This window comes from Pseudomonas sp. P5_A12 (assembly GCF_056400685.1).
The window spans coordinates 1-12,351 of the sequence record NZ_JBFUKU010000169.1 but is presented as its reverse complement, the minus strand read 5'-3'; the positions used below and the strand labels follow the sequence as shown (position 1 = coordinate 12,351).

Annotated in this window: 10 protein-coding genes and 1 pseudogene; 9 read left to right on the top strand and 2 right to left on the bottom strand. The window is 56.4% G+C overall.

Translation table 11 applies throughout. The annotated features are described in order from the left end of the window. Nucleotides 1-6: 6 nt before the first annotated feature. The 4 genes from AC1DSG_RS20380 to AC1DSG_RS20365 all read left to right on the top strand — a co-directional run bounded on the left by AC1DSG_RS20380 (nucleotide 7) and on the right by AC1DSG_RS20365 (nucleotide 5,398). Nucleotides 7-1,041, top strand: coding sequence for a histone deacetylase family protein (locus AC1DSG_RS20380; protein ID WP_477792492.1), 1,035 nt, complete (start codon nucleotides 7-9; stop codon nucleotides 1,039-1,041). 50 nt (nucleotides 1,042-1,091) lie between these two features. Continuing rightward, nucleotides 1,092-2,147 (top strand): ornithine cyclodeaminase, encoded by a 1,056-nt coding sequence (locus AC1DSG_RS20375; RefSeq protein WP_477792489.1) that lies wholly within the window; start codon nucleotides 1,092-1,094, stop codon nucleotides 2,145-2,147. Nucleotides 2,148-2,323: 176 nt separating this feature from the next. Further along, a complete protein-coding gene (locus AC1DSG_RS20370; protein ID WP_477792488.1) occupies nucleotides 2,324-3,739 on the top strand; it encodes an amino acid permease in 1,416 nt (471 codons plus the stop codon). 321 nt (nucleotides 3,740-4,060) lie between these two features. Further along, nucleotides 4,061-5,398 (top strand): MFS transporter, encoded by a 1,338-nt coding sequence (locus AC1DSG_RS20365; RefSeq protein ID WP_477792487.1) that lies wholly within the window; start codon nucleotides 4,061-4,063, stop codon nucleotides 5,396-5,398. Between the two features lie 80 nt (nucleotides 5,399-5,478). On the opposite strand, the gene AC1DSG_RS20360 is transcribed toward AC1DSG_RS20365, so the two are convergent. Then, complete coding sequence (locus AC1DSG_RS20360; protein ID WP_477792491.1) at nucleotides 5,479-6,597, bottom strand: MFS transporter; 1,119 nt, start codon at nucleotides 6,595-6,597, stop codon at nucleotides 5,479-5,481. An 83-nt stretch (nucleotides 6,598-6,680) separates the two neighbouring features. Continuing rightward, nucleotides 6,681-7,604 (bottom strand): LysR family transcriptional regulator, encoded by a 924-nt coding sequence (locus AC1DSG_RS20355; RefSeq protein ID WP_477792486.1) that lies wholly within the window; start codon nucleotides 7,602-7,604, stop codon nucleotides 6,681-6,683. A gap of 504 nt (nucleotides 7,605-8,108) precedes the next feature. Between AC1DSG_RS20355 and AC1DSG_RS20350 the strand changes: the two genes are divergently transcribed. The 5 genes and pseudogenes from AC1DSG_RS20350 to AC1DSG_RS20330 all read left to right on the top strand — a co-directional run. Continuing rightward, entirely contained in the window at nucleotides 8,109-9,485 is a 1,377-nt protein-coding gene (locus AC1DSG_RS20350; protein ID WP_477792490.1) for an MFS family transporter, read from the top strand. A gap of 241 nt (nucleotides 9,486-9,726) precedes the next feature. After that, nucleotides 9,727-9,861 (top strand): annotated as a pseudogene (locus AC1DSG_RS20345) (aspartate transaminase); the annotation flags it as partial. Nucleotides 9,862-10,031: 170 nt separating this feature from the next. Continuing rightward, on the top strand, nucleotides 10,032-10,571 hold the full coding sequence (locus tag AC1DSG_RS20340) for a thiamine pyrophosphate-binding protein (RefSeq protein WP_154851850.1): 540 nt from the start codon (nucleotides 10,032-10,034) through the stop codon (nucleotides 10,569-10,571). Then, nucleotides 10,559-11,155 carry a thiamine pyrophosphate-dependent enzyme gene (locus tag AC1DSG_RS20335; protein ID WP_477792485.1) on the top strand — a complete coding sequence of 199 codons (597 nt, stop codon included), beginning with the start codon at nucleotides 10,559-10,561 and terminating at the stop codon, nucleotides 11,153-11,155. The genes AC1DSG_RS20340 and AC1DSG_RS20335 overlap by 13 nt, the downstream gene beginning before the upstream one ends. Before the next feature lie 66 nt (nucleotides 11,156-11,221). Continuing rightward, on the top strand, nucleotides 11,222-12,351 hold a 1,130-nt coding region (locus tag AC1DSG_RS20330; protein ID WP_477792484.1), incomplete at its 3' end, for an acyl-CoA dehydrogenase family protein.

Here is a 12,351-nt window from a genome sequence, read left to right as displayed (position 1 = left end):
CGCACAATGTTTACAGTTTTCAGTGATTCCCACCGTTTACACCACGGCACCRAATTGAAGGACGGCGTGCTCAAACCGTCCTTCGAACAGCCCAGTCGAGCTGATACCGTCCATCATCGGGTTAAACAGGTAGGGCTAGGCCAGATCATCGAACCACGAGCATTTGACCGGTCGTGCTATGTCAATGCGCACAGCGAGCGCTACGTCACTTTTCTGGAATCCGCCTGGTCTGAATGGAGCGCAACCGGACGCACCCACGATGCCTTGCCGCTGGTATGGCCGGTACGCGATCTGTCCAATGAGCAAGTGCCAAGCYTTATCGACGGCAAGCTGGGTTTCTATGCCATGGACGCCGGCTCCCCCATCACCGCGACCACGTGGCAAGCGGTAAAAACCAGCGCCGATATTGCGCTGACCGGACTGGCGCTGATCGATGAAGGCCACGACAGTGCCTTTGCCCTCTGCCGCCCGCCGGGTCATCACGCCGCGCGCGAGTACATGGGCGGCTACTGCTATCTGAACAACGCCGCCATTGCCGCACAGCAGGCCATTACCCAAGGCGCCAAACGTGTCGCGGTACTGGACGTCGACTTTCATCATGGCAACGGTACCCAGAATATTTTCTACGGGCGCAGTGACGTCATGTTTGTCTCGCTGCACGGCGAGCCGGCGGTGTCCTATCCGTACTACTCAGGCTTCAGCCACGAAGTCGGCGCAGGTGACGGCGAAGGTTACAACCTGAACTATCCGATGCCGCAGAACACCACCTGGGAAAGTTACCGCAACGCCTTGCTCCACGCCTGCAAGAAACTCCAGCAATTTGCCCCTGAAGTGCTGGTTATTTCACTGGGCGTCGACACGTTCAAGGACGATCCCATCAGCCACTTCCTGCTGGAAAGCGAAGACTTCATCGGCATCGGCRAGCTGATAGCAGGTGTGGGCTGCCCCACCCTGTTCGTGATGGAAGGCGGCTACATGGTCGATGAAATCGGGATCAACGCGGTCAACGTGCTGCATGGTTACGAGAGCAAACGCGCCTGATTCATCCCCTGAATCGCAACGCTCCAACTATTGAATCGGAGAATAAAAACATGACTCTTTTTATCGATGTCGATCATGCCGCACGCCTGTTCGCCAAGGTGGGAATCCGCCGGGCAATCCGCGAAATGGCGGCTTACATCGAAGCTGACTACTCACGCTGGGCGCAGTTTGATAAGTCGCCTCGCACCGCCAATCATTCGGACAACGGTGTGATCGAGTTGATGCCGACCGACGATGGCCAACAGTACTCGTTCAAATACGTGAATGGTCACCCGGACAATGGTCAAAGCAATTTGCTGACGGTCATGGCCTTCGGTGTCCTGGCCGATGTCCACAGTGGCTATCCATCCTTGCTCAGCGAACTGACGCTGACTACAGCCGTGCGCACTGCCGCAACCTCCGCCTTGGTCGCGCAGTCCCTGGCGCGTCCAGGTGCAAGCACCATGGCAATCATCGGCAATGGCGCCCAGAGCGAATTTCAGGCCCTCGCTTTCCATGAAATGCTGGGCATAAGCGAAATCCGTATTTTCGATATTGATCGCGACGCGTCACTCAAGTTGAAGCAGAACCTTTCAGCATTCCCGGATATTGAGGTGATTCTGGCCAACTCGGTACAGGAAGCGGTCAAGGGCGCGCACATCGTCACCACAGTCACCGCAGACAAGGCCTATGCAACGATTCTGACGCCCGAGATGATCGAGCCCGGCATGCATATCAACGCCGTAGGCGGTGACTGCCCAGGGAAAACGGAACTGCACGCCGACATCCTGCGCAATGCCCGGGTCATCGTTGAGTTTGAACCTCAAACCCGGATTGAAGGCGATATTCAACAGCTGGAGCCCGACTTTCCCGTCGTCGAGTTCTTCCAGATTGTTCAAGGCGAAGTGCCGGGGCGCGAGAACGACGCACAGGTCACCGTGTTCGATTCGGTGGGTTTTGCCCTTGAAGACTTTTCGTCACTGCGCTACGTGCACGACCTGGCGCGGGAGCATGCCATCGGTGAGCGCATCCACCTTGTGCCGACGCCTGCCAACATAAAAAACCTCTACCAACTGCTTGAGCCGCAGCCAGCAATCGCCCCCTCGCGCCTGCGCACAGTCAGCTGATCGCCATAGGTGTGGCCCCCTGAGCAAAGTGCCAAGGGGCTATTCACCTTGTGAGTGGACGAGAAACCCTGCCACCCGMAAACCACGACCGTCAGTAGCCGTTGCATCACTAACAAGAACACTTGACAGCCACTTTCCTGCCAAAACTCAAAAAMATAAAATCAAGAGGTTTTGTAATGAAATCGACTCCGTCCGGGCTGGTTGAACAGCCCGCGCTGCAGCGCACGCTCAGCAATCGTCACATCCAGTTAATGGCCATGGGAGGAGCCATCGGTACAGGTCTGTTCATGGGTTCCGGGAAGATCATTGCCCTCTCCGGCACATCGATCATCCTCATCTACATGATCATCGGTCTGTTCATTTTTTTCGTCATGCGCGCCATGGGCGAACTGTTGCTCTCCAACTTGAACTTCAAAACCTTCGCGGATTTTGCCGGTGCCTACCTCGGCCCGCGAGCGGCATTCTTCCTCGGTTGGTCGTACTGGCTGAGCTGGAGCGTCGCGGTGGTAGGCGATGCAGTAGTGGTCGGGGGATTCTTTCAGTACTGGTTCCCCGATGTACCCGCCTGGATACCGGCCATCGGTATGCTAGTAACGCTGTTTGCCTTGAACGTGCTGGCGGTCAGGCTTTTCGGTGAAGTGGAGTTCTGGTTCGCGATCATCAAGATCATTGCCGTCGTCACCTTGATTGGCGTCAGCATGGTGCTGATTGCCAGCTCCTTCGTCTCACCCAATGGCGTCACTGCATCCCTGAACCATCTGCTGGATAAACAGGCGGCTTTCCCCAACGGCCTGTTTGGTTTCTTTGCCGGTTTCCAGATGGCAATCTTCTCCTTTGCCGGCACCGAGCTGATCGGCACCGCAGCCGCCGAAACCCGCTCCCCCGAGAAGACCCTGCCTAAAGCCATCAACTCGATTCCGCTGAGAATCATCCTGTTTTATGTGCTGGCTCTGGCCTGCATTATTGCAGTGACTTCCTGGCAACAGGTTTCGCCCAACAAGAGCCCTTTCGTCGAACTGTTTCTGGTGGCAGGGTTTCCCGCAGCAGCAGGTATCGTCAACTTTGTGGTGCTGACGTCTGCCGCCTCATCGGCCAACAGTGGCGTATTTTCATCCAGCCGCATGCTGTTTGGGCTGGCCAGTCACGACAATGCTCCGGGGATTTTTCGGCGTTTGTCGAAAAATAGCGTGCCTCTGCTGAGCCTGGCGTTCACCACGCTGTTGATGCTGTTGGGTGTGCTGCTGCTGTTCCTCGTTCCAGAAGTCATGACAGCGTTCACCATCGTCTCTACCGTGTCGGCGATCCTGGTGATTTTCACTTGGTCGACCATCCTCGCGTCGTACATTGCCTATCGCAGAAGCCGGCCCGACCTGCATGCGCAATCGGCCTACAAGATGCCTGGCGGCGTACCGATGGCCTGGTTCTCTTTGGCGTTCCTGGGCTTTGTTCTCTGTTTGCTGGCATTAAGACCTGACACCCGTATTGCCTTAATGGTGATGCCGGGGTGGTTCATATGGCTGGCAATTGCCTATCAGCTGACCCACAACTGGAGGCCCAAACCCTCTGCTGGATCGACACGTCAGTACAGCTGATATTGGTTTGAAGTCTTTGGGTACCGATGCAGAGAAACGCCCTTGAGCGACGTTGCATTTTTGGGGCACCTGCGGGTCGAAAAGCTGCAAGCGAAGGCTGTCAACTATCACTGACGGCCAACTTTTTGGATGAACGTTTGCGCTCCTGCTTTGACCACGAGACGGAGCGAGAGCGGAAATGACCAACCCATCTGGCGCGAATAATGCTTATTTCAAGTGGATGAAGTCGGTCCTGACTATGTGGATGACACTTTTGAAGTGAACCGCCACGGTACCTGCCCCGATAATCGAAAGCATACTAACGAACTATCGAGGTCCAGCATGACGAGCGCAACGACAGAACACGTCAGCCCAAGAACGCTCAGAAAAGTGATTGTGGCCGCCGGCATCGGTAATTTCGTCGAGTGGTTCGATTTTGCCGTCTATGGCTTTTTGGCCACGACCATCGCCCAGCAATTTTTCCCCAGCGGCGATGCCAGTGTCGCGCTGCTGAAGACCTTTGCGGTATTTGCCGTGGCGTTTGCATTTCGCCCCCTCGGAGGGATTTTCTTCGGCATGCTGGGCGACAGGATCGGCCGCAAGCGAACCCTTGCAATGACGATTCTGCTGATGGCCGGTGCGACGACCTTGATCGGCCTGCTACCCACTTATGCCGCGATCGGGGTCATGGCGCCGATTCTGCTTACCCTGATCCGTTGTGCCCAAGGCTTTTCCGCCGGGGGAGAATACGCAGGTGCCTGTGCCTATCTGATGGAGCATGCACCGCAGGATAAACGCGCCTGGTACGGCAGCTTCATTCCGGTGTCGACATTTTCCGCCTTCGCCGCGGCAGCCGTGGTGGCCTACGTACTCGAGGCGTCATTGTCGGCCGAAGCGATGGGTAGCTGGGGTTGGCGTTTGCCGTTCCTGATTGCCGCGCCGCTGGGGCTGGTGGGTCTTTATTTGCGCTGGAAGCTCGATGAGACCCCGGCGTTCCAGGCGGTGACTCAGGAACATGCAGTAGCCCACTCTCCGCTTAAGGAAACCTTGCGCAACCATGGTGCGGCGATCTGTTGCCTGGGCGCTTTTGTGTCGCTCACGGCGCTATCGTTTTATATGTTCACCACCTACTTCGCTACCTACCTGCAAGTCGCGGGTGGCTTGAGTCGCGCAACAGCGTTGCTGGTGTCACTGATTGCATTGCTGTTCGCTGCGGCGATCTGCCCACTGGCCGGGCTGTATTCGGACCGAGTCGGGCGTCGAAAAACGGTGATGACGGCTTGCGCTCTATTAATAGTGGCCGTGTATCCATCGTTCCTGATGGCCAGTTCCGGCTCGTTCGCAGCTTCCATCGCCGGGGTTATGCTCCTGGCGATTGGCGCGGTGTTGTGCGGAGTGGTAACGGCGGCCTTGCTCTCGGAAACCTTCCCTACCCGAACTCGATACACCGCATCGGCGATTACCTACAACATGGCCTATACCCTTTTCGGCGGCACCGCACCGCTGGTGGCCACGTGGCTGATCAGCACCACCGGCAGCAACTTGTCGCCGGCGTTCTATCTGATCGCGGTGGCTTTGCTTGCGCTGGCGGGTGGGCTGGCATTGCCAGAAACGTCAAGGATTTCCCTGCACGACATTCCGACGGGGGGGAAAGGCGCAGGAGTGAGCGCTACGGCCTGAAACACGAAACGAGCCGAGACGGTGGATCGAGCTAATCTTGCCGACGATCCACCGCACGGATAAACCCGTACCGCCCGGGATCATATTTTTCGAACGCGCTGTAAAAGAATCAGCACCAGTATCACATTCAACATTGCCAGCGAGCTTAGTCCAGCAAGCACGCCGCCCGCCCCCAGCGTTTGCAAAAGGTACCCCCCGGCAAGAGGTGTCAGTGCTTGTCCAACCAGTGAAGGTCGAGCCATGCGCCCCATGAGCAAAACATACTGCGTTGGCGACATCAGCGTCAGTGGCAACAGTCCCCGAACAATCGCTCGCAAACCATTACCAGCACCGTAAAGGACTAGACCGAGCGCTGTCATTGCCGGCGCCATGGTCACAACCAACAGACCGATTGACACAAGCACGACAGAGATCAACGTTGTCCAGATGGGGTGTCGTTTTCGCGAAAACACTTGTAGAACACGCGAGCCTACCTGACTCGGCCCCAATAAAGCGCTGAACCCGATGGCGGCTGATAATGAATAGCCCTGACCTTGAAGCAAAGAAATCAGCTGGACAGAGATTGCCGTCATGATCACTGCACCCAACGCAAAAATCATCGTGAGGAGCCAGTAAATCCGTCGATCAATTGAGAGACCTTCATCGGCCAACGCGTCATTTTTTGTCAGGGAGCCCGAGCCTTTCGGTAGTACCCATGCATAAAGTGGTGCCACCGTGAGGACTAACAACACGCCATAAGCCAGACACGTGGAACGCCAACCAACGTACTCGATGACTAACGCAACCGCTGGCCAGGAAAGCGTTGTTGCAAACCCTGAAATCAGCGTAATGCCTGTAATCGCACCGCCTGCTCGCTCCCCGTATAGTGAACCTAAACAGGCGAATAGTGCTTCATACAATCCAAGCGCCATGCCAATACCAATGACTGACCAAGCCAATAAAAAAAACGGCAAAGAAGTGGCGTTGGCCATCAGAAACAATCCAATGGCGATGCCTAGACCACTGCTGGCAAGAACCGGGCGACCGCCGTAGCGGGCGATCAGTCGGCTGATCAACGGAGCCAACAGCGCAGAAACAAGAATGCTCAGAGACAAGGCGCCATAGACCCACTGGCTGGCCCAGCCTGTCTCTTCAATAATCGGATCGGCCATTACGGCCATCAGAAAGAATGATCCTCCCCAGACCAAAACCTGCAGCATCCCCAACAGGAAGATGCCGAACGTGCCGGGTAATGGAGTTTGATTATTCAAAACATGTCCGACGGACTCGATGTGTAGGTTGCTCAGAGCATGTGCCCTGCCCAGATTTCGCGACTGACCAGATCGGCGGCAATCTCGATGAACGCCTCTCCAACAAATTTTGCAGCCGGGCTGACGCGCCTGTCAGCGGGAAAGACCTGGACCAATTTACGCATGGGAGTGGGGTCGACCAAAGGAGCTGCACTGAGCACTCCCGATTCGATTTGCGTGTAGATCGATGCCAGAGGCAAAGCGGTCAAACCGAAGCCATTGCGAACCAGGTCGATCATCGCGCCGAAGGAGTCAGCTTCAACGCTGGTCTTGAGCTTGATACCGACTTCACGCGCACAATTATCCAAAATCACGCGAAGACTGTGGCGAGCGCTGGGTAACACCAATTGCTGTTCTGCCAAAGACTCGAATGACACAGGTGTATCAAGGCGCAGGTTGGCGCTGGCCGGGCCGACCAATAGCAGGTTTTCCATCATTACCGGCACGATACGCAGCGTATGCAAGGGTTGGGGATCGTAAGAAATCGCCAGCTCCAATTCGCCGCGCTGAACCCAATCCAGCAGGTAACCGCTAAAGGCAGAGGAGAACCTGATGGCGAGATTCGGATGCGCTTCTTTGATTTTGCGCACCAGCGGAACGGTGACAATTTCCGCTACCGTCGGTGTCGTACCGATCACCACGGTGCCGCGAAAAGAAGACTTCCCGCCCACGACCGAACTTCGAATGGACTCCATCTCTTCCATGATTCGAGTGGCATGTGCCAAGACTTCACGGCCGGCATCGGTAATCTCCATGCCTCGACCATGCCGATCAAACAGATAGGTCCCGAGTTCTTTTTCCAACAACCGAATTTGCCTGCTTAGTGCCGGTTGTGCGATGTGAAGCCGGTCGGAAGCCTTGCTGAGACTGCCAAGCTCGGCCACATGAATCAGGGTTTTGAGTTGAACGACATCCATTACCAGGCCAGTCAGAGTCGGGCTCGACGCGAAATGCATCGAAAGTAGGGTCAGTGTAAACGCATCAGCGCCCCTTGGAAGGCCGCCGAGACCGCGTCACATGGGGCGTTGCGGCTTACGAGCGGCTGTATACCCCGGCCCGCCGGGGCTGCAAGACAAGCTATAAAATTTCGGTATATCAGTTAGGCCTGGCTGACGGCTTATTACCCTCGTCACTCTGCGGTAGCGTGCAATCAACGTCGACGCCAAGAGCGCTCGATTGACTACAAGAATAAGATTCGAGGGCTTGCACCATGATTGACTACATTTCTCGTTACCTGACCTCCCCGCCTTACACCGTCAGCGAACAGCTGACCTCTCATGTACATCCCCCTTCTTCATGTGCCTGGGTCATCGCAGGATCACAACCACTGCGTTAAGCACATCAATCCATCGAGTCAGCCACGTCGGACACGCATCTGCGTGTGCCTCGTATCGTCTCGCCTTGAAGCAAGGGTGAACACAATGTCTGCATCAACCAGCGACTCAACACTCCACACTGAAAAGTCCGATCAGATTAAAAGTCCGAATCGTGTCAGGGCCATCATGGGGGCCTGCTCGGGCAATCTGGTGGAGTGGTACGACTTTTTCATTTATGCCTATACCGCCATCTACTTTGCGGCTTCGTTTTTTCCCAAAGGCGATACGACCAGCCAGCTACTGGCAACCGCCGGCGTCTTCGCCGTGGGTTTTTTCATGCGCCCTCTGGGCGGTTGGATATTTGGCTGGATTGCTGATACTCGCGGCCGGAAGGTCTCGATGATTATCTCGGTGTTCATGATGTGCGCCGGCTCCCTGTTGATTGCCGTTATGCCAACCTATGAAACCATCGGTGTGGCTGCGCCGGTTTTGCTTGTCATCGCCAGACTGATTCAGGGCCTGTCCGTAGGCGCAGAGTACGGCACAGGCGCCACCTACATAAGTGAAATCGCGACACCGGGTCGTCGCTGTTTCTATGGGTCGTTCCAGTACTTCACCATCATTGCCGGCCAACTGCTTGCCCTGATGACCGTGGTCATTCTTCAACAAACGCTTACCGGCGAGGAATTGCGCGAATGGGGCTGGAGAGTTCCGTTCTTCATTGGAGCCCTGAGTTCCATCGTCGTGGTGTATTTGCGCCGGGCGATGCATGAAACCGCCACCAAGAAAGACATGAACCGCAAAGATGCCGGCTCGTTGCGCGGCATGTTCAAACACAAACGCGCAGTTGCACTGGTGGTCGCGTTTACCATTGGCGGTTCGCTCTACTTCTACACCTTCACCACCTACATGCAGAAATTCCTGGTGATCTCTGCGGGGTTCAGTCCGGAAACGGTGAGCTTCATCATGACGGCCGCCCTGGTCGGCTTCATGTTCTGCCAGCCAATCTTTGGTCTGCTCGCCGACCGTATCGGGATCAAGGCGCACATGCTGATGTTTTCCGGGTTGGCAATGCTACTGGTGATCCCGCTGCTCTATTCATTGCAATCAGTCAGCAGTCCATTTACTGCGTTCTTGCTGGTCTTTGGCGGCCTGGCTATTGCGTCGCTGTACACCCCGATTGCCGGGATCGTCAAAGCTGAACTGTTCCCGCCAGCGGTACGTGCATTGGGTGTGGGCTTTCCTTATGCCGTCGGCAACGCGGCGTTCGGAGGTACTGCCGAATACGTCGCCTTATCGCTTCGGTCGCAGGGTATTGAGGAGTATTTCTTCTTCTACGTCGCGGCCGTCGTCACCATCACGTTCATCGCCGCGATGCTGATGCCCAACCTGTCCCGCTATGGGTACATCAGCGGCTCGGGTGAGATCGAAGAACGCACCGGACTGAGGGGCTGCGTCAAATCGCAGGCTGCCAGGATCTAAGGCACTGACGATTACCGTGGTTTTTTAAAAGGGCCCATGATGATCCATGGGCCCTTTTTTACATCACAGGGTAGCGGATGCTGCCTGCGTTGAAGGAGCCACACTAAACTGCCCCCACTATCATAGGGAGTTGCACATGACTGAAACTTTCTGGTGAAGGCACGTCATTGATCTCCTTGAGCGAAAGGTAACGCCGAACCAGGCCACAACTTCAGGGGATCGTATGTTCTGTAAATTCCTGGAAGCATATGTGGCCGTGGTGCATGGCAGTKATTTTGGTCTGGGTCCTTAAATCCGTATTGCCTATGCACTGGATAATGCTTCATTGCGCCAGGCCTGCGAGGCCATCCGTACATTCTGCACCTCCCTTCGTTAATCACTCCTTCCCATAATGCGTAGCTATCGCCGTTGCCCGGCATGCCACGCATTCACCTTCCAGCTATACAAAATGGGCATATCTCAAAGACAAAAACGGTAGTCGTAGTTCAGTCCCAGCACTCCCAGAATGTGTGAAAACACAAAAGCAGCACTGCTTGGGAGATTGGCATGTCAACAGAAGCTGAACACACCGTAGGGCAGGATTGGCAGGAGGACGTGTTCCGCGTGCTCAAGGCCCACGACGTCAAACACGTGGTCTTCGTACCGGATGCAGGCCACTCGGCGGCGATCCGGATGTCGTATGCAGATCCGGACATCAAGGCTGTCGTCCTCACCACTGAAGAAGAAGGCATCGGCTACCTGGCTGGCGCCTGGCTTGGCGGTGAGCGTGGCGCTCTCCTGATGCAATCCAGCGGCGTCGGGAACTGCATCAACACCCTGGCGCTTCAAGTCTGCGCCGGCTTCCCGCTGCTGATGGTCGTCACCATGCGCGGCGACTGGGCCGAATTCAACGCGTGGCAGAACCCTATGGGTCAGGCCACCGAAGCCTCCCTGAACCTGATGAAGGTCATGACCTGGCGCGCGGACGTCCCGGAAGACGTCGCGCCCCTTCTGCATGGTGCCGCGACCATGGCATTCAACGGAGATTCCGCCACTGCCCTGCTGCTCGGTCAACGCCTGATTGGAGAAAAGAAATGGGTCAAGTAAGCGCAAACCACACCCTGTGCCGCCGCGAAGTGGTCAAAGCCCTGCTGGCCGATCGCAAGGACATGCTAGTCGTGACCGGTCTGGGCTCGGCGTCCTATGACGTCATGGCCGCCGGTGACAATGATCTTAATTACTATCTCTGGGCCGCCATGGGTAGCGCCATCACCGTCGGGCTGGGCCTGGCCAACGCACAGCCGGACAAGTCCGTCGTAGTGGTCACCGGTGACGGCGAGTTGCTCATGGGCTTCGGCGCCCTGGCCACCGTCGCGCTTCAAAAGCCTGCCAACCTGACTATTGCGGTGTTGGATAACGGTCACTTTGGCGAGACCGGCATGCAGGTCAGCCATGCCGGATTCGGTATTTCCCTGGACCAGGTCGCGAAAACTTGCGGCTTCAGCTGGACCGATGAAATCCGTGACATGGAAGGCGTACACGACCTGCGCGAGCGCTTCGCAACGCGCGATGGCGTCAAGCTCGCAACGATCAAGATCAAAGCCGAAAACCCACCACGAGTGCTGCCACCGCGTGATGGCCACTACGTCAAGAATCGCTTTCGTGCTGCGCTGGGTTTCAACCCGATCTGACCCTTCCATGGCCGTACCCGGTCACGCAAGGCAGCTGTCAGGCGTGACGCGTTGAGGAGAATAATAATGACTGACCGCAACTCTGAAGAACTCAATGCCATCCGCGAGGGCGTACGCGCACTTTGCGCTGAATTCGATGCGGCTTACTGGCGTAAAGTCGACGAAGAAAAGGGCTTTCCCGAAGCCTTCGTCAAGGCGCTGACCGACGCAGGTTGGCTGGCAGCGATGATTCCTGTCGAATATGGCGGCTCCGGCCTCGGACTGGCCGAGGCCTCAGTAATCCTGGAAGAAGTGAATCGCTGCGGTGGTAATTCCGGCACCGTTCACGGGCAGATGTACAACATGTTCACTCTGCTGCGTAACGGTACCGAGGCGCAGAAAAGCTATTACCTGCCGAAACTGGCCAGCGGCGAATTGCGCCTGCAATCGATGGCCGTGACCGAGCCTACTACCGGCACCGACACCACAAAGATCAAGACCACAGCGGTCAAACGCGGCGACAAGTATGTCATCAACGGGCAGAAGGTCTGGATCTCGCGCGTCCAGCATTCCGACCTGATGATCCTGCTGGCGCGTACGACCCCTTTGGCCGACGTGAAGAAGAAGTCCGAAGGGATGTCGATCTTCCTCGTCGACCTGCGTGAGGCCATCGGTAACGGCCTGACCGTGCAACCGATTGCCAACATGGTCAACCACGAAACCAATGAGTTGTTCTTCGACAACCTGGAAATTCCTGCTGAGAGCCTCATCGGCGAGGAAGGCAAAGGCTTCAGGTACATCCTGGACGGACTGAACGCCGAGCGCACACTGATCGCCGCCGAATGCATTGGTGACGGCCGCTGGTTTATCGAGAAAGCCAGCGCCTATGCGCGTGATCGCGTCGTGTTCGGACGCCCTATCGGGCAGAACCAGGGCGTTCAGTTCCCCATCGCTGAAGCACACATTGAAATCGAAGCGGCTGACCTGATGCGCTGGCGTGCTTGCGAGGAATACGACAGCGGTATCAACGCCGGGGCCAGCGCCAACATGGCCAAATACTTGGCGGCGAAAGCCTCTTGGGAAGCTGCCAATGCGTGCTTGCAGACCCACGGCGGTTTTGGTTTTGCCTGCGAGTACGACGTCGAGCGCAAATTCCGTGAAACCCGCCTGTATCAGGTTGCTCCCATCTCCACCAACCTGATCCTGTCCTACGTTGC

What these genes read in the sequence shown, in the direction of transcription:
- AC1DSG_RS20335 (WP_477792485.1), top strand. Translation starts at nt 10,559, where the DNA reads ATGGGTCAAGTAAGCGCAAACCACACCCTGTGCCGCCGCGAAGTGGTC.
- AC1DSG_RS20350 (WP_477792490.1), top strand. Translation starts at nt 8,109, where the DNA reads ATGTCTGCATCAACCAGCGACTCAACACTCCACACTGAAAAGTCCGAT.
- AC1DSG_RS20360 (WP_477792491.1), bottom strand. Translation starts at nt 6,597, where the DNA reads ATGCTGCAGGTTTTGGTCTGGGGAGGATCATTCTTTCTGATGGCCGTA.
- AC1DSG_RS20355 (WP_477792486.1), bottom strand. Translation starts at nt 7,604, where the DNA reads ATGGATGTCGTTCAACTCAAAACCCTGATTCATGTGGCCGAGCTTGGC.
- AC1DSG_RS20375 (WP_477792489.1), top strand. Translation starts at nt 1,092, where the DNA reads ATGACTCTTTTTATCGATGTCGATCATGCCGCACGCCTGTTCGCCAAG.
- AC1DSG_RS20370 (WP_477792488.1), top strand. Translation starts at nt 2,324, where the DNA reads ATGAAATCGACTCCGTCCGGGCTGGTTGAACAGCCCGCGCTGCAGCGC.
- AC1DSG_RS20340 (WP_154851850.1), top strand. Translation starts at nt 10,032, where the DNA reads ATGTCAACAGAAGCTGAACACACCGTAGGGCAGGATTGGCAGGAGGAC.
- AC1DSG_RS20365 (WP_477792487.1), top strand. Translation starts at nt 4,061, where the DNA reads ATGACGAGCGCAACGACAGAACACGTCAGCCCAAGAACGCTCAGAAAA.